The 22,396-nt window shown below is 73.0% G+C and carries 18 protein-coding genes; 6 read left to right on the forward strand and 12 right to left on the reverse strand.

Translation table 11 applies throughout. The features are described 5' to 3' along the window. Positions 1-5: 5 nt before the first annotated feature. The 4 genes from leuA to J0910_RS23395 all read right to left on the reverse strand — a co-directional run bounded on the left by leuA (position 6) and on the right by J0910_RS23395 (position 5,798). Entirely contained in the window at positions 6-1,718 is a 1,713-nt protein-coding gene (gene leuA / locus J0910_RS23380; RefSeq protein WP_420160688.1) for a 2-isopropylmalate synthase, read from the reverse strand. 430 nt (positions 1,719-2,148) lie between these two features. After that, positions 2,149-3,867 carry a glyoxylate carboligase gene (gene gcl, locus J0910_RS23385; protein ID WP_420160689.1) on the reverse strand — a complete coding sequence of 573 codons (1,719 nt, stop codon included), beginning with the start codon at positions 3,865-3,867 and terminating at the stop codon, positions 2,149-2,151. Between the two features lie 171 nt (positions 3,868-4,038). Continuing rightward, positions 4,039-4,929, reverse strand: coding sequence for a 2-hydroxy-3-oxopropionate reductase (locus J0910_RS23390; RefSeq protein WP_420160690.1), 891 nt, complete (start codon positions 4,927-4,929; stop codon positions 4,039-4,041). A gap of 68 nt (positions 4,930-4,997) precedes the next feature. After that, the gene (locus J0910_RS23395; protein WP_420160691.1) at positions 4,998-5,798 is read right to left on the reverse strand and encodes a hydroxypyruvate isomerase family protein; all 801 of its coding nucleotides are present in this window, start codon (positions 5,796-5,798) and stop codon (positions 4,998-5,000) included. Between the two features lie 445 nt (positions 5,799-6,243). On the opposite strand from J0910_RS23395, the gene uraD reads away from it, so the two are divergent. From uraD to J0910_RS23420, 5 genes are all read left to right on the forward strand, one after another. Continuing rightward, entirely contained in the window at positions 6,244-6,792 is a 549-nt protein-coding gene (gene uraD / locus J0910_RS23400; RefSeq protein ID WP_420160692.1) for a 2-oxo-4-hydroxy-4-carboxy-5-ureidoimidazoline decarboxylase, read from the forward strand. Beyond that, positions 6,789-7,133 (forward strand): hydroxyisourate hydrolase, encoded by a 345-nt coding sequence (gene uraH, locus J0910_RS23405; protein ID WP_420160693.1) that lies wholly within the window; start codon positions 6,789-6,791, stop codon positions 7,131-7,133. The genes uraD and uraH overlap by 4 nt, the downstream gene beginning before the upstream one ends. A 232-nt stretch (positions 7,134-7,365) precedes the next feature. After that, positions 7,366-8,262 carry a factor-independent urate hydroxylase gene (gene pucL, locus J0910_RS23410; protein ID WP_420160694.1) on the forward strand — a complete coding sequence of 299 codons (897 nt, stop codon included), beginning with the start codon at positions 7,366-7,368 and terminating at the stop codon, positions 8,260-8,262. A gap of 249 nt (positions 8,263-8,511) precedes the next feature. Further along, a complete protein-coding gene (locus J0910_RS23415) occupies positions 8,512-9,978 on the forward strand; it encodes a nucleobase:cation symporter-2 family protein (RefSeq protein ID WP_420160695.1) in 1,467 nt (488 codons plus the stop codon). A 251-nt stretch (positions 9,979-10,229) separates the two neighbouring features. Continuing rightward, complete coding sequence (locus J0910_RS23420) at positions 10,230-11,834, forward strand: nucleobase:cation symporter-2 family protein (RefSeq protein WP_420160696.1); 1,605 nt, start codon at positions 10,230-10,232, stop codon at positions 11,832-11,834. A 1,444-nt stretch (positions 11,835-13,278) separates the two neighbouring features. On the opposite strand, the gene allB is transcribed toward J0910_RS23420, so the two are convergent. Further along, positions 13,279-14,631: an allantoinase AllB gene (allB, locus tag J0910_RS23425; protein WP_420160697.1), complete on the reverse strand. Its 1,353-nt coding sequence runs from the start codon at positions 14,629-14,631 to the stop codon at positions 13,279-13,281. 48 nt (positions 14,632-14,679) lie between these two features. After that, the gene (locus J0910_RS23430; RefSeq protein ID WP_420162064.1) at positions 14,680-15,942 is read right to left on the reverse strand and encodes a DUF6986 family protein; all 1,263 of its coding nucleotides are present in this window, start codon (positions 15,940-15,942) and stop codon (positions 14,680-14,682) included. Between the two features lie 451 nt (positions 15,943-16,393). Here J0910_RS23430 and J0910_RS23435 point away from each other — a divergent pair, with 451 nt between their 5' ends. Next, the gene (locus tag J0910_RS23435; protein WP_420162065.1) at positions 16,394-17,128 is read left to right on the forward strand and encodes an IclR family transcriptional regulator; all 735 of its coding nucleotides are present in this window, start codon (positions 16,394-16,396) and stop codon (positions 17,126-17,128) included. Positions 17,129-17,525: 397 nt separating this feature from the next. On the opposite strand, the gene era is transcribed toward J0910_RS23435, so the two are convergent. The 6 genes from era to J0910_RS23465 all read right to left on the reverse strand — a co-directional run bounded on the left by era (position 17,526) and on the right by J0910_RS23465 (position 22,366). Further along, positions 17,526-18,494, reverse strand: a complete 969-nt coding sequence (gene era, locus J0910_RS23440) for a GTPase Era (RefSeq protein WP_420160698.1) — start codon at positions 18,492-18,494, stop codon at positions 17,526-17,528. A gap of 90 nt (positions 18,495-18,584) precedes the next feature. Continuing rightward, the gene (locus tag J0910_RS23445; protein ID WP_420160699.1) at positions 18,585-18,935 is read right to left on the reverse strand and encodes a cytidine deaminase; all 351 of its coding nucleotides are present in this window, start codon (positions 18,933-18,935) and stop codon (positions 18,585-18,587) included. Positions 18,936-18,995: 60 nt separating this feature from the next. Then, a complete protein-coding gene (locus J0910_RS23450; RefSeq protein WP_420160700.1) occupies positions 18,996-20,414 on the reverse strand; it encodes a hemolysin family protein in 1,419 nt (472 codons plus the stop codon). Further along, positions 20,360-20,848, reverse strand: a complete 489-nt coding sequence (gene ybeY / locus J0910_RS23455; RefSeq protein WP_420160701.1) for an rRNA maturation RNase YbeY — start codon at positions 20,846-20,848, stop codon at positions 20,360-20,362. The genes J0910_RS23450 and ybeY overlap by 55 nt, the downstream gene beginning before the upstream one ends. A gap of 19 nt (positions 20,849-20,867) precedes the next feature. After that, positions 20,868-21,881, reverse strand: a complete 1,014-nt coding sequence (locus J0910_RS23460; protein WP_420160702.1) for a PhoH family protein — start codon at positions 21,879-21,881, stop codon at positions 20,868-20,870. Between the two features lie 131 nt (positions 21,882-22,012). Further along, positions 22,013-22,366, reverse strand: a complete 354-nt coding sequence (locus J0910_RS23465; RefSeq protein WP_420160703.1) for an HIT domain-containing protein — start codon at positions 22,364-22,366, stop codon at positions 22,013-22,015. Positions 22,367-22,396 lie beyond the last annotated feature (30 nt).

A 22,396-nucleotide genomic window follows, 5' to 3' on the forward strand; every position in this document is an offset into this window, starting at 1 on the left:
GCGGATCAGCCCTGGGCGGCCCGGGCGCGGTTGACCGCGCTGCACACCGCGCGCAGCGAGGCGGTGGTGATGTTGTGGTGCATGCCCACGCCCCACACGGTCACCCCGTCGACGTCCGCCTCGACGTAGGCGGCGGCGCGGGCGTCGGTGCCCTCGCTCAGCGCGTGCTCCTTGTAGTCGACCACCCGGAACTTGACGTCGACCCCGGTCAGCGCGTCGCAGAACGCCGACAGCGGGCCCTGGCCGGTGCCGGTGATCTCGCGGATCTCGCCCTCGACCCGTACGTCGGCGCTGATCCGGTAGCCCTCCTCGGTGTTGGTCGAGCGGTGCGCCAGGATCCCGACCGGGCCGTCCTCGCTCAGGTAGGCCTCGGAGAAGATCTCCCAGATCCGCTCGCCGCCGAACTCGCCGCCCTCGGCGTCGGTGTGCTTCTGGACCTCGTGGGAGAACTCGATCTGCAGCCGGCGCGGCAGGTCCAGCGCGTGGTCCCGCTGCAGGATGTAGGAGACGCCGCCCTTGCCGGACTGGCTGTTCACCCGGATGACCGCCTCGTAGTCGCGGCCCACGTCCTTGGGGTCGATCGGCAGGTAGGGGACGCTCCAGGGGTGCTCGGAGACCGGGACCCCGGCCGCCTCGGCGTCGTCCTCCAGGGCGTTCAGCCCCTTCTTGATCGCGTCCTGGTGCGAGCCGGAGAAGGCGGTGTAGACCAGGTCGCCGCCGTAGGGGTGGCGCGGGGCGACCGGCAGCTGGGTGCAGTGCTCCACGGTGCGCCGGATCTCGTCGATGTCGCTGAAGTCGATCATCGGGTCGACGCCCTGGCTGTACAGGTTCATGCCCAGGGTGACCAGGTCGACGTTGCCGGTCCGCTCGCCGTGGCCGAACAGGCAGCCCTCGACCCGGTCCGCGCCGGCCATCACGCCCAGCTCGGCGGAGGCGATGCCGGTGCCGCGGTCGTTGTGCGGGTGGACCGACAGGCACACGTGCTCGCGCCGGGTCAGGTTCCGGCTCATCCACTCGATCTGGTCGGCGTAGACGTTGGGGGTGGCCCGCTCGACCGTGGCCGGCAGGTTCAGGATGATCTCCCGCCCGGGGCCGGGGTTCCAGACGTCCATCACCGCCTCGCAGACCTCCAGCGCGAAGTCCAGCTCGGTGTCGATGAAGATCTCCGGGGAGTACTCGTAGCCGAAGTGCGCGGTGTCGCCCAGGTACTGCTCGGCGAAGCGCATCACGTGCCGGGTGCCCTCGACCGCGATCGCCTTGCAGGCCTCGCGGTCCACCTTGAACACCACCCGGCGGAAGAGCGGCGCGGTGGCGTTGTACAGGTGCACGGTGGCGCGCTCGGCGCCGACCAGGGACTGCACGGTGCGCTCGATCAGGTCCTCGCGGGCCTGGGTCAGCACCGAGATCTGCACGTCGTCGGGGATGCGGCCCTCTTCGATCAGGGACCGGACGAAGTCGAAGTCGGTCTGGCTGGCCGACGGGAAGCCGACCTCGATCTCCTTGTAGCCCATCCGGACCAGCAGGTCGAACATCTCCCGCTTGCGGTCGGCGTCCATCGGCTCGATCAGGGCCTGGTTCCCGTCCCGCAGGTCCGTGGAGAGCCAGCGCGGGGCGGCGTCGATGGTCTTGGCGGGCCAGGTGCGGTCGGGCAGGTCGACCGGCTTGAAGGGAGCGTAGCGCTGGAAGGGCATACCACTCGTCTGCTGCTGCGGCACCATGGAGAAAAGGCTCCTCATAGGACGTTTCCCCGGATTCGGGGACACGGGGTCGTGGCCGACCTGAACACGCCGAAGCCCCGCGGCGAGGGAGCCGACCGTTTAACGACCCCCGCCGCGGCCGCTAAGGAGGAGCAGCTCGCGCAGCATAACGTGGGCCACGTTAGCAGACTCCCCGAGCGCGGGGCCGCACCGGCCCCGCGGAACCCCCGGCGGAACCGGAACGCCTCCGGTCCCCGGTTCCTTCCCGGCCGCCCGGTGCGCGGGCATGCGTGCGGGGCGCAGCGGTGGTCCGGCCAAGTGACCACCGATGCGCCCCGCCGGGTCCGGACCGCAGCGGTGGCCCGGCCAAGTGGCCACCGTTGCGCCCGGTGCGGGGAGACCGGCCGGGCCCTGCGGCGCCGGCGCGGCTCCCCCGTTCATGTGCCGCCCGTCAGGCGGTCTCCGGCTCCGGCTCGAACTCCTTCACCGCGTCGATCGCCGGACCGTGCGGCGTGTTCGCCTCGCGCTCGATCATGATCTCCACGAGCACCGGGCGGGAGGTCGCACGCGCCTCCTTGCGGGCCCACTCGATCGCGTCGCGGACCTCGGCCGGCTCGAAGACCCGGCGGCCGGAGCAGCCGTAGGCCTCCATCACCTTGACGTTGTCCGTGCCGTAGTCGTCATAGTGGATGTCGACCTGGTAGTTCATGTCGAACGGGATCTCGGCCTGGCGGATGAGGCCGAGGTACTCGTTGTTCAGCATGATGATCACGAACGGCACGTTGTACTGCGCCGCGACCGCCAGCTCCTCGACCATGTACTGGAAGCCGTAGTCGCCGACGATGCCCACGACCTCGGCGTCCGGCTCGGTGTCCTTCAGCGCCTTCTTCACGCCGATGGCCGCCGGGATCTCCCAGCCGAGCGGGCCGGCCTGGCCGCAGATCTGGTAGTGCCGCGGCTTGTAGGCCTTCTGGTGCTGGCCGCCCCAGATCTGGTAGAGGCCGATCGCGGTGACGAAGTAGGCGTCCTCGTCGAAGGCCTCGTTGATCTCCTTGTAGACCCGCGGGGCCTTGATCGGGACGGAGTCGAAGTCCTCCTTGCGGCCCAGCGTGCGCTTGAGCTCGCCGATCCGCTCGATCCAGGCGCCCACGCCGGCCTCGGCCTTGCGGCGCTTGGCGGCGTCGATCAGCGCGCGCAGGAACAGCCGGGCGTCGGAGACGATGCCCAGGTCCGGCTCGAAGACCTTGCCCAGCTGGGTGGCCTCGATGTCGACGTGGATGAACGTGCGCTCGCCCCGGTAGACGTCGATCTTGCCGGTGTGCCGGTCGGCGAACCGGGCGCCGACCGCGAGCACCAGGTCGGACTCCAGGAAGGAGGCGTTGCCGTAGCGCTGCGAGGTCTGCACGCCGGTCATGCCCGCGTACAGCTCGGAGTCCTCGTCGAAGGAGCCCTTGCCCATCAGGGTGACCTGGACCGGGACCCGCAGCAGCTCGGCCAGCTCGGCCAGCTCGGCGGAGGCCTCGGCGAGGATGATGCCGCCGCCGGCCAGGATCAGCGGGCGCTCGGCCTCCAGCAGCAGGTCCAGCGCGCGCTCGACCCGCGGCTGGTGCGGCCGCACCTCGTTGAGCTGCAGCGGCGCGTCGATCTCCGGGTCGTACTCGATGAGCTGCTGGGCGACGTCCAGCGGGATGTCGATCAGCACCGGGCCGGGACGGCCCTCCTGGGCGATCCGGAACGCCTCGCGGAAGACCCACGGAGCGCTGCCGGCCTCCTTGATCTGCACCGCCCACTTGGTGACGGGCTTGGCGATGGAGACGATGTCGACCGCCTGGAAGCCCTCCTTGTCCAGCAGGTCGGTGCGGTTCTGGCCGGTGATGCACACGATCGGGATGGAGTCGGCCATCGCGGTGTACAGGCCGGTGATCATGTTGGTGCCGGCCGGGCCGGAGGTGCCGATCGCCACGCCCACCTTGCCGGTGGTGCGGGACCAGCCGTCGGCCATGTGGGTGGCGCCCTCCTCGTGCCGGACGGTGAGGTGCTCGATCCCCCCCACCTGCTCCATGGCCTTGTAGAGGGGCAGGATCGCGGCGCCGGGGCAGCCGAAGGCGGTGGTGACGCCCTCGTCCTTCATGACCTCGACGGCCGCGTTCATCGCGGGCATCTGTACCATTTGCTTGAACCCTTCAGTGCTAGGGGGGTCATGGGCCCGCAGGCGGGACATCGGGTGCGGCCAACACCCGGGCCTGGGGCGGACGCGCGTATCACGGCTAAGCCGCGACCGCCTTCGGCCGTCCCGCCCGCGGGATCCCTTCCGGAGCGTTCCGGGCGGCTCCGCCCGCGCTTACTTCTCCTGGCTGGAGAGCTGCTCGACGATCTTCAGCAGCGCCGAGTGGTCCAGGCCGCCGTGGCCCTGGGCCTTGAGCGCGCCGATGAACTGGGCCACCACGGCGCCGAGCGGGATCGCCACGCCGGCCTCGCGGGCGGCGGTGGTGACGATCTTCATGTCCTTGTCGTGCAGCGCGATGCGGAAGCCCGGGTCGAAGGAGCGGTTCCGCATCCCCTCGCCCTTGCGGGTCAGCACGGTGCTGCCGGCCAGGCCGCCGTTGAGCACCTTCAGGCCGGCCTCGGTGTCGACGCCGTGCGCCTCGAGGAAGACCAGGGCCTCGGCGACCAGCTGGATGTTGCCGGCCACGATGAGCTGGTTGGCGGCCTTGACGGTCTGGCCGGCGCCGGACGGGCCGACCAGCACCGGGGTGGTGCCCAGGACCTCGAAGATCGGCAGGGCCGCGTCGAAGTCCTCCTGGGCGCCGCCGACCATGATGGACAGCTTCGCCTCGATGGCGCCGGCCTCGCCGCCGCTGACCGGGGCGTCGAGGACCCGGAAGCCGCGGCGGGCGCCCTCCTCGGAGACGGAGCGCGAGACGTCGGGGCGGATGGTGCTCATGTCGATCACCAGCGCGCCGGCCGGGGCGTTGGCGTAGACGCCGTCCTCGCCGAGCAGGGCCCCCTCCACGTCCGGGGAGTCGGGGACCATGGTGATGACGACGTCGGCGCCGGCCACGGCCTCGGCGATCGAGTCGGCGGCCTTGCCGCCCTGCTCGGCGAGCTTCTGGGTGCGGTCCGGGGTGAGGTTGTTACCGGTCACCTGGTAGCCGGCCTTGACCAGGTTGACGGCCATGGGCAGGCCCATGATGCCGAGGCCGATGAAGGCGATGTTCTGCTTGGCGGACATGTGGCTGGTTCCTTCCTGGGGAGGTCTGGTTCGGGGGCCGCTCGGACCGCTGGGGGCGCTGGGGCCGCTCAGCGGCCGAGCCAGCCGAAGCTCTCCGCGGTGGGCACGGTCGGCTTGTACTCCAGGCCGACGAACCCGTCGTAGCCGCCGGCCTGGGCCGCCTCGAGCAGGTCGAGCAGCGGGAGGTCGCCGGTGCCCGGCTCGCCGCGCCCGGGGGCGTCGGCGATCTGGATGTGGCCGAATTCGGCGGCGTGGTCCCGGACGGCCGCGGCGACGTCGTCGCCGTTGACCGCGAGGTGGAAGAAGTCGGCGAGGAGCGCGACGTTGCCCGCGCCCGCGGCCTTGGCCCGCTCGACGACGGCCAGGCCGTCGGCGGCGGTCTTGATCGGGTAGGCGTCGGAGCCGCTGACCGGCTCGATGAGCACGGTGCCGCCGATCGCGGCGACCGCCTCGGCGGCGGCGGCGATGCTCTCCAGGGCGACCGCGTCCTGCTCGGCCGGGTCGACGCCCTCCTGGCGCAGGCCGTAGAGCGCGTTGAACGCCTTGGTGCCGGTGCGCCGGGCGATGCCGACCACGACGTCCAGGTTGTCGCGGAACTCTCCGGCCCGGGAGGGCTGGGAGAGCACCCCGCGGTCCGGGCCGGGCAGCTCGCCGGCGAAGAAGTTCAGCCCGGAGAGCTCGACCCCGGCGTCGGAGATCGCGGCGACGAAGGCGTCGACCTCGGTGTCGGAGGGGACCGGGGAGGCGAACGGCCACCAGAACTCGACCGCGTCGAACCCGGCCTTGCGGGCTGCGGCGGGGCGCTCGTTCAGCGGCAGCTCGGTAAAGAGCAGCGAGCAGTTCACCGTGTAGCGCAGCGAGTGGCCCATGGCTTGCTCTCCTCAGCAGAGTCGGTGGCGGTGAATTTCATGATGCGGAATCTGTTTTTCGCTTGAAGGAATGATGCGAGTCTGCGCCGCGAACCGCGGCTTGTCAACCGCCCCTCCGCCGGACACTCCACCCGCACCCCCTCCACCCCCCTGGCGGACAAGGGGTAGCCAGTGGGATCTAGCTCACAGAAACTCACACACACGGCGCTCACCTGCCGCGCCTCCCCCGCCCGCCGGCGGGGCGATCCGGGAAGTGGTGTTGACAACCACACTGTGACCGGGGCTACAGTCCAACATGTAAAAGAAAGTTTCTGCACTACGAAATCCGACCGTCTCCCCTGTGGCCGCCGCGTTAACGCGCGCTCCAGCCACGGCGCGCGGCCGCACCGCGCCACCGGATCGGGGCCCGGCCCCGGCAGACGGACGGAACAGGACAGAGGGGACCATGTCCGACACCTCTTCGGGCTCCTCCGCAGCGGACCGGAACGGCGGTCCGGGGCTGGCGCGCATCAACGCGCTGACCTCGGACGACTTCCGCGCGGAGTTCGCCCAGTGCCTCAACGTGGACCGATGGACCGCGGCCCTGGACGCGGAGCGGCCCTTCGCCTCCCGTGAGGCCCTGCTCGCCGCCGCGGACGCGCACGCCGCGCAGATGAGCGACGGCGAAGTGGACACCGCGATCTCCCGGCACCCGCGGATCGGCGAGAAGGCGAGCGGCTCCGACACCGAGTCCCGGTGGTCGCGCGGCGAGCAGTCGGCCGTCACCGCCGGCGGCGACGCCGCCGCGCAGGCCTTCGCCGAGGCCAACGCCGCCTACGAGGCCCGGTTCGGCCACATCTACCTGGTGTGCGCCTCCGGCCGCTCCCCGGAGGAGCTGCTCACCGACCTCAAGGAGCGGATGGGCAACTCCGCCGAGCAGGAGAAGCGGGTCGTCGCAGGAGAGTTCCGCAAGATCGCGCTGCTGCGCGTGGAGAAGGTACTGGACAACTCATGAGCCACGTCACCACACACGTCCTCGACGCCGCCCTGGGCCGCCCGGCGACCGGCGTCGAGGTGAGGCTGGAGGCCGCCGCCGACGAGGCGCGGACCTCCTGGAAGCCGGTCGCGACCGGCGCCACCAACGAGGACGGCCGCGTCCCGGACTTCGGTCCGGACCAGCTGGAAGCGGGCGTCTACCGGGTCGTCTTCGACACCGCCGGCTACTTCGAGCGCACCGGCCAGCGCGGGTTCTACCCCGACGTGACCATCGCGTTCGAGCTCGCCGACACCGGGGCGCACTACCACGTCCCGCTGCTCCTCAGCCCGTTCGCCTTCTCGACCTACCGGGGGAGCTGAGGCCTCAAGGAGTCGACCGGAATCGACATCCCATCCGAGTGCGGTGACAGGTCCTTCCGCATGACCACAGCGGTCCTCCCTCGTCGCACGCCGCGCGACCCCGCGACGGCGCCCCCGGGCGCCCCGGGCGCGCAGGCCCTTTCTGTGAACCGCCCCGCGCCACTTCCCGCGCGAACGCGGACGGCGGCCGGGCGGCGAAGCCTCATCTCGACGCACAGGACGGAGACGATCCATGGGGATCCGACTCGGAGACAACCAGTACGGCAAGGCCGAGGTGCGCATGGTGCACGTCGACCGCGGCACCGCCGTGCACAGCATCAAGGACATCAACTACACCTCCCAGCTCCGCGGTGACCTGGAGTCGGTGCACACCGAGGGCGACAACTGCAAGTGCCTGCCCACCGACACCCAGAAGAACACCGTCTACGCCAAGGCCAAGGAGTGGGGCGGCGTCGGCGCCATCGAGGACTTCGCGCTGAAGATGGCCCGGCACTTCGTGGACGAGCACGAGTACGTGTACGGCGCCCGCCAGGAGGCCGAGGAGTACTCCTGGGAGCGGATCGCCACCTCGGCCGGCCCGCATGACCACTCCTTCGTCCGCAGCGGCGGCGAGGTGCGCAACACCGTGGTCAACAAGGACGGCGACAAGGAGTGGGTGGTCTCCGGCTTCACCGGGCTGACCGTGCTCAAGTCGACCGGCTCGGAGTTCCACGGCTACCCGAAGACGAAGTACACCACGCTGCCGGAGACCGACGACCGGATCCTGGCCACCGACGTCACCGCCCGCTGGCGCTACATCGGCACCGACGTCGACTGGGACAAGACCTATGCCTCGGTGAAGGCCCTCATGCTCGAGGCCTTCGCGAACACCCACAGCCTCGCGCTGCAGCAGACGCTGTACGCGATGGGCGAGGCCGTCCTCGAGGCGCACCCGGAGATCGCCGAGGTCAAGTTCTCCATGCCCAACAACCACCACTTCCTGGTGGACCTCTCCGCGTTCGGCCTGGACAACCCGAACGAGGTGTTCTTCGCCGCGGACCGCCCCTACGGCAAGATCGAGGCCGTCGTCGAGCGCGACGACGCCCCCGACGCGGGCCGCGCCTGGGAGGCCGTGCCGGCCTTCGTCTAGCCGAGGCTCCCCCTCCCGGTCCGGGCCCCGCCCCCTTCGGGGCCCGGACCCCCGTCCCGGCCTGGGCGGCGCCTCCGCCGTCCCCGACCGCCAGCCGTCGGCGCGCGAACCGCACCGCGACAGCCGCACGGCCGCGACGCGTACCCGCATCCCGGATGCGCGCCCCTCACCCGACGCACACGGGCCCTGCGCCCCGCCCAGGGGCGCCGGCCCGCACCCACTGACCCAGTAGGGGCCCGGTCAAGGAACATGCGAAACGACAACGACGGCGGTGGAAACGACCCCCGCGCGCAGCACGAACCCACCGCCACGGCGACCCGGGACCGCTCGGCCCCTCCGCCGGGGCAGGGCGCCGAAGAGCGCCCCGAGGACTGCCGGCACACCACCGGCCAGTACCTCATCGGCGGACTCCAGCACCTGCTCACCATGTACGCGGGGCTGATCACCCCGCCGCTGATCATCGGCACCGCGGCCGGCCTCGACGGGGCGCGGACCGCGACCCTGATCGCCGCCACCACGCTGCTCGCCGGCGTCGCCACCCTGCTCCAGACGCTCGGCGTGCGCTGGCTTCGGCTCGGCTCCCAGCTGCCCATCGTGGTCGGCGCGACCTTCGTGCCGGTCGGCGCGATGGAGTCGATCGCCGCCGGCGGCGGGCTGCCCGCGGTCTTCGGGGCCTCGCTCGCGGCGGGCCTGTTCGGCCTCGCCATCTCCCCGTTCTTCGGCTCCCTGGCGCGGTTCTTCCCGCCGATCGTCACCGGGACCATCGTCACCGTCATCGGGCTCTCGCTCTTCCCCGTGGCGCTGGGCTGGATCGTGGGCGACGCGCCCGGAGGCGTGCCCGCCTCCGGCGACCTGCTGCTGGGCCTGGGCACGCTGGCCCTGGTGCTGCTGCTCAACCGGATCCCCGGCGTGATCGGCCGGTTCTCCATCCTGATCGGCCTGGTCACCGGGACCGCGGTGGCCGCGCTGACCGGGCGGGCCGACTTCTCCGAGGTCGCGCCGGGCCCGCTGTTCGCCCTGCCCGAGCCGTTCCACTTCGGGCTCCCCACGTTCCAGCCCGCGGCGATCCTGACCATGTGCATCGTGATGCTCGTGGTGCTGACCGAGGGCACCGCCAACATCATGGGCGTCGGCGCGGTCGTCGGCGCCCGGGTGGACCGGCGGCGGATCTCCGAGGGGCTGCGCGCGAGCGCGCTGGCCACCACCATCGCACCGCTGGTCAACACCTTCCCGGTCTCCTCCTTCGCGCAGAACATCGGCCTGGTGGCGATGACCCGGGTGCGCAGCCGCTACGTGGTGGCCTGGGCCGGCGGCCTGCTGGTCCTGCTGGGGCTCTTCCCGGTGCTGGGCCGGCTCGTCGCCGCGGTGCCGATGCCGGTGCTCGGCGGCGCGGGCCTGGTGCTCTTCGGCACCGTCGCGGCCAGCGGCATCAAGACGATCGCCGAGGACGACCTGACCGACCAGCTCAACCTGGTGCTGGTCGGCGCCTCGCTGGGCGCGGGCCTGATCCCGCTGCTGTTCCCGCACTTCTACGCAGGCCTGCCCGGCTGGGCCGCCACCGTGCTGCACTCCGGCATCGTGGGCGCCTCGCTGGTCGCCATCGTCCTCAACATCCTGTTCAACGCGGGCCGCCGCGGACGGAGCGCGGATGCGGGAGGGCACGACCACGACGCGGACCGGCCGCCCGCCGGGCCGCACCCGGAACCGGGGGCCTGACACCTCCCCGGCCGGACATCCAGACCACCCCTCCCCGGTGCCCCCGGGGAGGGGAGCGCGGACGGTGAGTCCGCGCGACCGGCCGCCCGCGCTGCGGCCGGAGCAGGACAGGAGCGGCCCCTGAAGGGCGCAACGGGACCGCTCCCGACCCGACAACCGGTTCGACCGCACCCCGGGACGGTGTCCCCCAGGGTGGAGTGCCCCGCACCTCGGGACGGTCGCACCAAGACCCCAAGGGGCTGACACTGGCCATGCAACACGGAAAGTCGGAAGACGGCACCCCGGCCACGACGAACGCCGCCGCCCACGACGGGGACACCTCAATCCCCCCACGCCCTGAAGACGAACGCCTCCCCGCGAAGCTGCTCGGCCTCTACGGCCTGCAGCACATCCTGACCATGTACGCCGGGGCCGTCGCACCGGCCCTGGTGATCGGCGGTGCGGCCGGCCTCAGCCCTGCCGACCAGGGGATCCTGGTCAGCGGCGCGCTGCTGGTCGCCGGCATCGCCACCCTGCTGCAGACGCTCGGCCCGTGGCGCACCGGCGCCCAGCTGCCGATCGTGGTGGCCGCCTCCTTCGTCCCGGTCGGCGCGATGACCACCATCGCCACCGACCAGGGGCTCCCGGTGGTCTTCGGCGCCTCCCTGGTGGGCGGCCTGTTCGCCCTCTGCCTGACGCCGTTCTTCGGGCAGCTCGTGCGCTTCTTCCCGCCCGCGGTCACCGGCAGCATCATCACCGTCATCGGCCTGTCGCTGATGCCGGTCGCCGCCGGGTGGATCGTCAACAACAACCCCTCCGGACACCCGTCGCTGAGCGACATCGGGCTCGGTGCGGCGACGCTCGCCCTGGTCCTGCTCTTCTCCCGGGTGCTGCCGGGCCTGCTCGGCCGGGTGGCGGTCCTGCTCGGCCTGGTCGCCGGCACCCTGATCGCGCTGCCGCTCGGCAAGACCGACTTCAGCGCGGTCTCCGACGGCGCGTTCTTCGCGCTGGGCTCGCCGCTGCACTTCGGCATGCCGGAGTTCGAGCTCGCGGCCATCCTGACCATGTGCGTGATCATGCTGGTGGTGCTGACCGAGGGCGCCTCGCACATCATCGCGGTCGCCGAGATCACCGGCTCCAAGGTGGACGCCAAGCGCATCTCGGCCGGCCTCCGCGCCGACGTGAGCGCCTCCATCATCGGCCCGATCTTCAACACCACCCCGGGCAGCTCGTTCGCGCAGAACATCGGCCTGCTGGCGCTCACCAAGATCAAGAGCCGCTTCGTGGTGGCCAGCGGCGCCGGCATCCTGATCGTCCTCGGGCTGTTCCCGGTGCTCGGCCGGGCGGTGGCGGCGATCCCGATGCCGGTGCTGGGCGGCGCGGGCCTGGTGCTCTTCGGCACCGTCGCGGCCAGCGGCATCCGCACCCTGGGCAAGGTCGACTTCGACAACAACCTCAACCTGATCCTGGTGGCGACCTCGCTCGGGTTCGGCATCCTGCCGATGGCGGTGCCGGACTTCTACGAGGGCTTCCCCGGCCCGATCGCCACCGTGCTGCACTCGGGCATCGTGGGCGCCGCGATCGTGGCGATCGTGCTGAACATCTGCTTCAACGTGATCGGCCGCGGCAAGAGCCCGGCGCCCTCCGCCGAGATCGACCGGGACGAGCTGAAGACCGCCGGCCCCGGCGAGGCCAAGTACACCGAGGCCGCCGACGCCGCCTACCGCTCCGGCAGCGACGACGGGCGTCGACCCTCCGGCGGCGGGGAGGCCGACGGGAAGCACCCCTCCGGGCGCGGGGAAGCCGGCGGGAACGCCGGCGCCGACGGCGGTGAGCCGGCCGGCGAAGAGGGGGAGCTCAGCGCCAAGAGCGACTGACCTCCTCCACCCCCCACCCCCCAGGAACGGCCCCGGGCACCGCGCCCGGGGCCGTTCCCCGTCCGCAACGGCCCAGGCAAGGTTCCCGCGGCCCCACCCGAGCCCGAGCGCGGCACCCCACAGGGCCGAGCTTCAAGCAGGCGGCGAGAGTAGGAAGGGGGGTGTACCAGCCAGTCGGTCGGGCGCGGCGCCCCACGGAGCGAAGGTTCAAGCGGGCAGCGACGGCAGGGAGGGGAACCGGCCGGTCGATCGAGCGCGGCGCCCCACGGGGCGGGGGTTCAGACCGGCGGCGACGGCGAAGGTGGGGGCGGGGTGCAGCTGGTCGCCCGGGCACGGCCTCTCGCGGGGTCGGGGTTCAAGCCGGCAGCGAAGGCGGCGGTGGGCACCGGCCGGTCGGTCCGGCGCGGCGCCCCACGGGGTGGCGGTTCAAGCCAGCGGCGACGGCGAAGGTGGGGGCGGGGTGCAGCTGGTCGCCCGGGCACGGCCTCTCGCGGGGTCGGGGTTCAAGCCGGCAGCGAAGGCGGCGGTGGGCACCGGCCGGTCGGTCCGGCGCGGCAGAGCGGGCCGGGACGGCAGATGTGGGGCCGGTGGCGGGTTCGCCGTGCCCGCGTCGCCCGGGCGCCGGGGCCGGCCGCCCCTGAAACCACCACACCTCTCTGGCCTAGGCGAATACGCAAGGTGATGGCGGGGTGGGGTGCCCTGCGCACCGCGAGAGCACCCCGGTGATTCCCGGGCGCGCATCCCGGGCCGGATCGGGCCCCAGAAGGCCCGAATCGCCCTGACCGGGCCGGTGATCGGGGGTTCGAGCCACCTGCAAGGCCGCAAAGCAGAGGACCGGAACCCGGGAAGGGCGGAGGCGGGGGGCGAGATGTCGCTTTTGTTCTCCTGGGAGGCTCTGCTTGGCCACTCTGGGTAACCGGTGAGGGGGTATGGGGGGCTTCGGGGCTTACTACTCGCTGGTAGATGTAATCGGGGTGCCGCCGGGGTGCGCAGGGCGCCCGGCCCCTGCCCGATTCCCGCCGCAAACCCGGCATATGGGATACGGCCCCTGGTCGGCGCGGGCCGGGCCGGTGAACGCGGCGCCCCGCCCCCTCCCGCCCTCGCCGCCCGCCTGAACCCCGGCCCCGTGGGGCGCGCGCCCGGGCGAGGCCTGCACCCCGCCCCTACCGCTGCCGTCGCCGCCTGCTTGAACCTCCGCTCCGCGAGGCGCCGCGCCCGACCGACCAGCCGGTCCCCCTCCCGCCGTCGCCGCCCGCCTGAACCCCTGCCCCGCGAGACGCCGCACCCGGCCGGAGCCGCCTGCCCGGGACACGCCGGAACGCCCGGCCGGAACATGGCGGAGGCCCGGCCCCCGCTGCGGGGACCGGACCGGAAGTCGGGGCAGGGCCGGAAGTGGGATCAGGGCCGGGGAGGGGTGCGGCGGCCCTCCCCGGCCCTGGGCCGGTCAGGAGCGGCGGAGCAGCCGGCCCTTGGGCGCGGCCGGGTCGATCCGCTCGCCGCGCAGGTAGGTCGCGCGGACGACGCCGGTGAGCTCCCGGCCGTCGTAGGCGCTCAGCGGGTTCTTGTGCTGCAGCGTCCGGGCGTCGATGCGGGTGCGCGCCTCAGGGGCGACCACGGCGAAGTCCGCGTCGTTGCCGACCGCCAGCGCGCCCTTGCCGGTGATACCGGCCACCCGGACCGGGCCGGAGGCCATCCAGCGCACCACGTCGGCCAGCGAGTGGCCGCGCGCGCTCGCCTCGCTCCACACCGCGGAGAAGCCCACCTGGAGGCCGGAGACGCCGCCCCAGGCGGTGCCGAAGTCACCGGTGTCCAGGTCCTTCAGGTCGACGGTGCTCGGCGAGTGGTCGCTGACCACGCAGTCGATCACCCCGTCGGCCAGCGCCCGCCACAGCGCGTCGCGGTTGGCCGCGCCGCGGATCGGCGGGCAGCACTTGAACTGGGTGGCGCCCGCGGGCACCTCCTCCGCCGCGATGGTCAGGTAGTGCGGGCAGGTCTCCACGGTCAGCGGGACGCCGTCCGCCCTGGCCTTCTCGATCATCGGCAGGGCCGTGGCGGTGGACAGGTGCAGGATGTGCGAGCGGGTCCCGGTCCGCCGGGCGGTCTCGATGACCAGGCGGATCGCCTCGTGCTCGGCCTCGTCCGGGCGGGAGGCGAGGAAGGAGGCGTACTCCGGTCCGGAGGCGGCGGGCGCCGACTCCAGCAGCCCGGGGTCCTCGGCGTGCACGATGATGGTGCCGCCCAGCTCCCCGATGGCCGCCGCGGCGGAGCGGTACAGCTCCGGGGTGAGGTGGCCGAACTCGTCCACGCCGGAGGGCGAGAGGAACGCCTTGAAGCCGTAGACGCCCTCCTCGTACAGGGCGGCCAGCTCCCCGGTCTCCCCGGGGGCGCTGTTCTCCGGCACCGCGCCGCCCCAGAGGCCGACGTCCACCGCGAGCTGGCCCTCTGTGGCCTCCCGCTTCACCCGCAGCCCCTCGGCCGTGGTGGTCGGCGGGATGCTGTTCAGCGGCATGTCGACGAAGGTGGTGACGCCGCCGGCGGCGGCCGCCCGGGTGGCGCTGGCGAAGCCCTCCCAGTCGGTCCGGCCGGGCTCGTTGACGTGCACGTGGCTGTCGACCAGGCCGGGCAGCAGCACCTCGTCCTCGGCGGTCTGGACGGTGCGCGCGCCGTCCAGCGGCGCGTCGGCGCCGGCGATCTCGGCGATCCTCCCGCCGCGGACCCCGATCGCCACCGGGCGCTCGCCCTCCGGGGTGATGGCCCGGCGTGCGCGTACGACGAGTTCGTAGTCGTGTTCAGGCATGGTTCTCCTGTTCCCGCTGGTGTTGACGGTTCCGTGCCGCCGGGCGGTTCAGCCGACCCTCCGGTCGGCGAAGCCGCGCAGCACCTCGGAGCCGACCCCGGTGGCCGCCTCGACCTCGGACTCCTCCAGGGCGCCGCAGTTGCAGCCGCGCACCAGGGCGGAGGCGAGCGCCTGCGCGGTGGCGGGCTCGTCCAGCACGCCGCCGCCGGCCGCGCCCAGGTAGGCCTTGAGCCGCGCGGCCGCGGGCCCGAACGCCTCCCGGTAGAAGGCGTAGGTGGCCAGGTAGCGGGTGGGCAGCTGGTGCGGGTGGAGGTCCCAGCCCTGGTAGTAGGCGCGTTCCAGGGAGCGGCGGACCAGGCCCGCGTGGAGCGCCCAGGCGGCGTGCACCTGCTCGCGGCCGCCCACCGGCACCACGTTGGTGGAGCCGTCGGAGAGCCACACCCCGGTGCCGGCCGCGGCGAGCTGCATGACCGCCTTGGCGTGGTCGGCGGCCGGGTGCGCCATGCTCTGGAAGGCGGCGGTGACGCCCACCGCGGCGCTGTAGTCGTAGGTGCCGTAGTGCAGGCCGGTCACCCGGCCCTCCCCGGCGTGCACCATCCGCGCGACCGCGGCGGCGCCGTCCGGGGTGAGCACCGACTGCGGGGTCTCGATCTGCAGCTCGAAGCCGAGCCGGCCGGCGGGCAGCCCGAACCGCTTCTCCAGCTGCTCGGACGCCCAGACCATGGCCTCCACCTGGTCGACCGAGGTGATCTTGGGCAGGGTGAAGACGAAGCCCTCGGGGAGGCGGCCGGCGGCGTCCAGCAGCCCGCCGATGAACAGGGCGAGGCTGCGCAGGCCGCGGCGGCGCCCGGCGGACTCCATGCCTTTCATCCGCACCCCGAGGTAGGGCGGGGCCTGGCCGGACTCGAGGTCGGCGGCGAGCGCGGCGACGGCGGAGGCGACGTGGCCGTCCTCCTCCTCGTCGGAGCGGGCCCCGTAGCCGTCCTCCAGGTCGATGCGGAGGTCCTCGATCGGCTCCGCGGCGAGCTTGGCGCGGACCCGCGGGAGCGCGTCGGCCACCGCGCCCGGGTCCATGCCGACCGCGGCGGCCAGCGCCTCGGCGTCGGGCGCGAACTCGTCCAGGGAGGCCAGCGCCTGCTCGCCCCACTCGGCGCAGATCCCGGCGCGCACCTGGTCGGCCGGGACGTAGACGGTGTGCACCGGCTGGCGCCGGCCGGAGTCCCCGGGGTACTGCGCGATGAGCCGCGCGTCGGCGTCCGCGAGCCGCGCGTCGAGTGCGTCGGCGAGCTCGCCGAGGCCGATTCCGGCCAACCGCCGCCCGCTCTGCGCGGCCTCCTGCTCTCCCACTTGGTACTTCCCTTCCGTGGCTGTCACCGGATGGCGCGAAGAGGAAAACGCCACCCGCTAGATCTTTTATATAGCGGACACTAACTTCTACAATTCGGAAGAACAAGGGGTTCGGTGCGGGCTTCCCGGCCGGACCCGCGGACCCGAGCACCGACGAGGAGCGGAACGCCGCCGAAGACCTGCGGCGGGGCACCGGTTCGCGCACCGGAGGGCGCGCGGGCGGGAACCGGGATGCGGCTGCGGGGCGCCATTGGCGTCCCTCTACTTCCGTATCGCAGAATGAGACCGGATGATCCTGACGGCCGCCGCACGACCGCGGAGGCCAGGCGATGGGAGCTGGAGACCTTTGGCAACGTCACAGACCTCGATCGAGGGCGCCCCCTCTGGCGACGTCCCCCGGGCGAGAGCGGGCGGGGTGCAGTCGCTCGACCGCGCGTTCGCCCTGTTGGAGATCATGGCCGACGCCGGCGGGGAGATCTCGCTGAGCCAGCTCGCCGACTCCTCCGGGCTGCCGCTCCCCACCATCCACCGCATCATCCGCACCCTGGTGGACAACGGGTACGTGCGCCAGCTCCCCTCGCGCCGGTACGCGCTGGGGCCGCGGCTGATCGGACTGGGCGAGAGCGCGTCGCGGATGCTCGGCACCTGGGCCCGGCCGCACCTGGCGCAGCTGGTGGACGAGCTCGGCGAGACCGCCAACCTGGCGATGCTCGACGGGGACAAGGTGGTCTACGTCGCCCAGGTCCCCTCACCGCACGCGATGCGGATGTTCACCGAGGTGGGCCGGAGGGTGCTGCCGCACTCCGCGGGCGTGGGCAAGGCGCTCCTGGCCCAGCTGCCCGAAGAGGAGGCGCTGGCCACCGTCGGCCGGACCGGGATGCCGGCCGCCACCGACCGCACCATCAGCACCCCTGAGGCCTTCGCCGAGGAGATGGTGCGCATCCGGGAGCGGGGCTACGCCATCGACGACGGCGAGCAGGAGATCGGGGTGCGCTGCCTGGCCGTCCCGGTGCTCGGCGGCCCCGCCATGATGGCCGTCTCCATCTCCGGCCCGGAGGCCCGGGTCAGCTGGGACTTCGTGGACAAGGCCGCGCCGATCGTGCAGCGCGCCGCCCTCGCCCTGGCCGGCGACCTCAACCACCAGAGCTGACGGGCCGCCGCCCCGCCCGCGGGCCCGGGGGGGGGGAGCCCCTCCCCGGGGCCGCGGAGGCGGTGACCGCCCGCCGCGGCGGGCGGTCGCCGTCCCGGCCGGGACGGCCCCCGCGATCCCTCCTCCGCCCCGCGCGGCCGGCGCCCGAGCGGGCGGACCGCCCGGGGCGCGGCCCTCTCCCGGGCCGCCCGTCCGCAGGCCGCCTGGGCCTCCCCCCGGCCGCTGCGGACGGCCGCACCGGCCGCCGCACGGCCCGGGCGCGGCGGGGCGGTGCCCCGCTCCGCCCGTCGCCTCCGCGGGCCGACCGGTCGGCCCGAGTGCCGGCGGAGGCCGGGACCGCGGGCAGGGCCCGGCTCCCCGGCGGGGGCTCTTCTCCTCCGCCGGGGCGTCCGCGCGGTCAGGTCTGCTGGTCGAAGCCGAGCCGGCGGAGCTGCTTGGGGTCGCGCTGCCAGTCCTTGGCCACCCGGACCCGCAGGTCGAGGTAGACCCGGGTGCCCAGCAGCGCCTCGATCTGCTTGCGGGCCGCCGTGCCCACCCGGCGCAGCCGCTCGCCCTTGGCGCCGATGACGATCGCCTTCTGGCTGGGGCGCTCCACGTAGAGCGAAGCGTAGATGTCGGTGAGCTCCCGGCCCTGCCGGGCGCCCTCGCGCGGGCCCATCTCGTCCACCATCACCGCGATCGAGTGCGGCAGCTCGTCCCGGACGCCCTCCAGGGCGGCCTCCCGGACCAGCTCGGCGACGAGCATCTCGTCCGGCTCGTCGGTGAGGTCGCCGTCCGGGTAGAGCGGCGGCCCCTCCGGCAGGTGGCCGCAGAGCACGTCCGCCGCCCGGTCCAGGTTCTCCCCGTTCTCCGCGGAGACCGGCACGATGTCGGTCCACCCGCCCAGCTCCTGGACGGCCAGCAGCTGCTCGGCGACCTGCTCCCGGGTGGCCTTGTCGGTCTTGGTGACCAGCGCGACCACCGGGGTATCCCGCTGCGCGGCCAGCTCCCGGGCGATGTAGGTGTCGCCGCGGCCGATCGGCTCGTCGGCCGGCACGCAGAAGCCGATCACGTCCACCTCCACCAGGGTGGAGCGGACCAGGCTGTCCAGCCGCTCGCCCAGCAGGGTGCGCGGCTTGTGCAGGCCCGGGGTGTCCACGATGATCAGCTGGGAGTCCGGGCGGTGCACGATGCCGCGCACGGTGCGCCGGGTGGTCTGCGGGCGGTTGCTGGTGATGGCGACCTTCTGCCCCACCAGCGCGTTCATCAGCGTCGACTTGCCCACGTTGGGGCGGCCGACGAAGCACGCGAAACCGCTGCGGAAGCCCTCCGGGTAGGAGAGCGGCGGCAGCGGCGTGCGGAGTCTTTCGAGGTCGAGCTCGTCCATGGATGTCTCACGTTCATGCGGTGCGGGCGGGCCGCGCGGTCGGTGCGGCGGCGCCCCGGTGTCCCCGGTGCGCGGCCCGCCCCGTCCGCGTCAGGAGCGGGTGACGGCGGTGGGCGTCCCGTCCGGGGCCGCCAGCACCACCAGCGGGGTCTTCAGGTCGGCGGCGACCGCGAGGTCGTCCGCGCTCAGTTCGCCCCCGGCGCCGACGACCACCGCCGCCTCCAGGGCGGCGGCCTCGCTGGAGACCGCGGCGGCGACCGCCGCCTGCAGCGCGGTCAGCCTGAGGCTGGGCAGGGCGACCGTGGCCGCGGTGTAGGTGCGGCCGGTCTCGTCGCGCACCGCGGCGCCCTCGGCCGCGCCGGTGCGGGCGCGCGAGGCGCGCGCCAGGGTGATGAGCTTCTCGTCCTCGGCCCCGATCTCCGGGCGCTGATCGTCGGTCACTGGTCTCCTTCGCAGGGGTGTCGGCACGGCCGGGCGCGCCGTGTCGGCGCAGGCGGGGGCTCAGTCCCGCGGAACGCCCGGCCCGGCACCGCCGTCCCCGCCGATCCGCTCCACCAGGATCGTCGCGGTCCGGTTGCGCCGGCCCGCGGGGTTCTCCGCGGTGAGCCTGAGACCAGCGTAGTCCGCCTTGGAACCGGTGATCGGCACCCGGCCCAGCGCGTAGGCGAGCAGCCCGCCGACGGTGTCCACCTCCGGGGCGTCCACCTCGGTGCCGAAGAGCTCGGCCAGCTCGCCCAGGGGCAGCCGCGCGGTGACCCGCGCCCGGTCCTCGCCGAGCCGCTCGATCGGCGGGATCTCGTCGTCGTACTCGTCGGTGATCTCGCCGACGATCTCCTCCACGATGTCCTCGATGGTGACCAGCCCGGCGGTGCCGCCGTACTCGTCGATGACCACCGAGACGTGGATCCGCTGCCGCTGCATCTCCCGGAGGAGCTCATCGATCGGCTTGGAGTCCGGCACGTAGCTGGCCGGGCGCATCACCTCGCGCGCGGCGGGCACCGGGCCCCGCTCGCCCTCCCCGCGGGCCCACCGCTCCTGCATGAGCGCGGCAGCGTCCTTCAGGTAGACGATGCCGATCACGTCGTCCTCGTCCTCGCCGGTCACCGGGATCCGGGAGAAGCCGCTGCGCAGCGCGAGCGACAGGCAGTCGTCCAGGCCCTCGTCGCCGCCGATGAAGACGATGTCGGTGCGCGGCACCATGACCTCGCGGACGACGGTGTCGTCCAGCTTGAACACCGAGTGGATCATCTCCCGCTCCTCGGCGTCGATCACGTGCCCGCGCTCGGCCAGGTCGACCAGGCGGCGCAGCTCCTCCTCGCTGCTGAACGGGCCGCTGCGCTCGCCCTTGTTCCGCGGGGTGAGGCCGCGCCCCACCCGGACCAGGCCCTGGGCCACCGGGCCGAGGACCACCGCGACCGGGGCCAGCAGCGCCGCCGCCGTGCCCGCGACCGGCACGGAGAACTGCCGCCCCAGGATCCGCGGGGTGACGCCCATCAGCACGTAGTCCACCGGGATCACCACCACGAGGGTGAGCAGCAGCGCCGGCCAGCCGGCGCCGAGCAGGCCCGCGAATCCAGCCGCGGCGGCGACCACCGCGGCCACCTCGAAGGCCACCCGGAGCATCAGGACGAGGTTGAGGAACCTGCCCGGGTCGGCCGCGACGGCCTGCAGCCGGGACGGCTCCCTGCCGCCGGCCGCCCCGGTGCCGCCCGCGGCGACCCGGGTGACCGCGATCTCCGCGGCCACCAGGAAGGCGGAGAGCAGCCCGAACACGGCCGCGGCCAGGAGGCCGGCGATCGCGGCGGGCGGCGACGGGAACAGGGCCGCCCCGGCGGCCAGGGCGCTATGGTGCGTCGGATCCACGGTCAGTCTTCTCGCGTCTCGGCGGTCCGGGAGGCGGCGGCCGCGCTCGGCCGCCATCCCATCAGCAGCTCGGTCTGGAGCCCGAACATCTCGGTGCGCTCCTCGGGCTCGGCGTGGTCGTAGCCGAGCAGGTGCAGGATGCCGTGCGCGCACAGCAGGTCCAGCTCGTCCTGGACGCTGTGCCCGCCCTGCTCCGCCTGGCGCTCCGCCACCTGCGGGCAGATGATCACATCGCCCAGGGTGCCCGGCTCGGAGGGCCGGTCCGGTCCGCCCGGACGCAGCTCGTCCATGGGGAAGGACATGACGTCGGTGGGACCGGGCAGGTCCATCCAGCGCATGTGCAGCTCCGCCATGGGCTCCTCGTCCACCAGGACGACGGACAGCTCGGCGAGCGGGTGTATCCGCATCGCGTCCAGGACGTACCTGGCCAGTTCGGACAGGGCCGATTCGTCGACCGGGACGCCGGACTCGTTCGCGACGTCGATGCTCATTGCTCTCGTGCGCCCATCCTCATCGTTGCGGACGCTCGGAGCGGCGCCCCGAGCGCTGTCCCCCGCCGTCGTACCTGCCGTAGGCGTCCACGATCTCGCTCACCAGCTTGTGCCTGACGACGTCTTCGCTGTTCAGCTTGGAGAACCAGATGTCGTCGATGCCGGTGAGGATGTCCTCGATGGTGCGCAGCCCGCTGGAGGTTCCGCTGGGCAGGTCCACCTGGGTGACGTCTCCGGTCACCACGATCTTGGAGCCGAAGCCCAGCCGGGTGAGGAACATCTTCATCTGCTCGGGAGAGGTGTTCTGCGCCTCGTCCAGGATGATGAAGGAGTCGTTCAGGGTACGGCCGCGCATGTACGCCAGGGGGGCGACCTCGATGGTGCCCGCCGCCATCAGCTTGGGGATGCTGTCCGGGTCGAGCATGTCGTGCAGCGCGTCGTAGAGCGGGCGCAGGTAGGGGTCGATCTTCTCGTAGAGCGTCCCCGGCAGGAACCCCAGCCGCTCCCCGGCCTCGACCGCGGGGCGGGTCAGGATGATCCGGTTGACCTGCTTGTTCTGCAGCGCCTTGACCGCCTTGGCCATGGCCAGGTAGGTCTTGCCGGTGCCGGCCGGGCCGATGCCGAACACGATGGTGTGCCGGTCGATCGCGTCCACGTAGCGCTTCTGGTTCAGCGTCTTGGGCCGGATGGTGCGCCCGCGCGACGACAGGATGTTCATGGTGAGCACGTCGGCGGGGCGCTCGCTCACCGAGGGGGAGCGGAGCATGGCCAGCGTGCGGTCGATCGCGTCCGGCGTGATGTGCGTGCCGTTCTTGACCAGCTCCAGCAGCTCCTCGATCAGCCGGACCACCACCGAGGTCTCCTCGGGGCTGCCGCTGATCGTGATCTCGTTGCCGCGGACGTGGATGTCGCTCTCGAACGCGCGCTCGACCGTGCGCAGCAGCTCGTCGGAGGACCCCAGCAGGCTGACCATCATGTGCTCTTCGGGCACGACGATCTTGACTTGCGTGCTGTTCTGTGTTGATTCGACCATGGGTTGGGCCTGGCGGCCGTCTCGCCCCTGTCTACTCGCGTCCATGGGGATTCGCCCGAAGCGGCTCCCCCACTTTATCCCAACGGGACCTCCGCGGGCCCGGGCGCGGACCCGCGCCCGGGCGCGCGGGCTCACCCCGGAGGCCACTCCATCCCGCGCCCGCCCAGAACGTGGGCGTGCACGTGGAAGACGGTCTGCCCGGCCCCCGAGCCCGTGTTGAACACCATCCGGAAGGCGTCGCCGATCCCTTCCGCCTCGGCCGCCGCGGCCGCCTCCGCCGCGATCGCGTCGACCAGCCCGGCGCCCGCCCGGGCCGCGGCGCCCACGTCCGGGACGTGGTCGCGCGGGATCACCAGGACGTGCGTGGGCGCCTGCGGGTTGATGTCGCGGAAGGCGATGGTCCGCTCGCCCTCGCGGACGATCTCGGCGGGCACCTCGCCCGCCACGATCTTGCAGAACAGGCAATCGGGGTCCCTCTGCGCCACCTGCGTCCTCTCCCTCTGCGTACGCCGTCC

The organism is Nocardiopsis oceanisediminis, assembly GCF_048595525.1.
GTDB classification, from domain to species: Bacteria; Actinomycetota; Actinomycetes; order Streptosporangiales; family Streptosporangiaceae; genus Nocardiopsis_A; species Nocardiopsis_A oceanisediminis.

Coding starts and splice junctions, on each gene's coding strand:
- leuA (WP_420160688.1), bottom strand. CDS start 1,718: ATGGTGCCGCAGCAGCAGACGAGTGGTATGCCCTTCCAGCGCTACGCT.
- gcl (WP_420160689.1), bottom strand. CDS start 3,867: ATGGTACAGATGCCCGCGATGAACGCGGCCGTCGAGGTCATGAAGGAC.
- J0910_RS23390 (WP_420160690.1), bottom strand. CDS start 4,929: ATGTCCGCCAAGCAGAACATCGCCTTCATCGGCCTCGGCATCATGGGC.
- J0910_RS23395 (WP_420160691.1), bottom strand. CDS start 5,798: ATGGGCCACTCGCTGCGCTACACGGTGAACTGCTCGCTGCTCTTTACC.
- uraD (WP_420160692.1), top strand. CDS start 6,244: ATGTCCGACACCTCTTCGGGCTCCTCCGCAGCGGACCGGAACGGCGGT.
- uraH (WP_420160693.1), top strand. CDS start 6,789: ATGAGCCACGTCACCACACACGTCCTCGACGCCGCCCTGGGCCGCCCG.
- pucL (WP_420160694.1), top strand. CDS start 7,366: ATGGGGATCCGACTCGGAGACAACCAGTACGGCAAGGCCGAGGTGCGC.
- J0910_RS23415 (WP_420160695.1), top strand. CDS start 8,512: ATGCGAAACGACAACGACGGCGGTGGAAACGACCCCCGCGCGCAGCAC.
- J0910_RS23420 (WP_420160696.1), top strand. CDS start 10,230: ATGCAACACGGAAAGTCGGAAGACGGCACCCCGGCCACGACGAACGCC.
- allB (WP_420160697.1), bottom strand. CDS start 14,631: ATGCCTGAACACGACTACGAACTCGTCGTACGCGCACGCCGGGCCATC.
- era (WP_420160698.1), bottom strand. CDS start 18,494: ATGGACGAGCTCGACCTCGAAAGACTCCGCACGCCGCTGCCGCCGCTC.
- J0910_RS23450 (WP_420160700.1), bottom strand. CDS start 20,414: ATGGCGGCCGAGCGCGGCCGCCGCCTCCCGGACCGCCGAGACGCGAGA.
- ybeY (WP_420160701.1), bottom strand. CDS start 20,848: ATGAGCATCGACGTCGCGAACGAGTCCGGCGTCCCGGTCGACGAATCG.
- J0910_RS23460 (WP_420160702.1), bottom strand. CDS start 21,881: ATGGTCGAATCAACACAGAACAGCACGCAAGTCAAGATCGTCGTGCCC.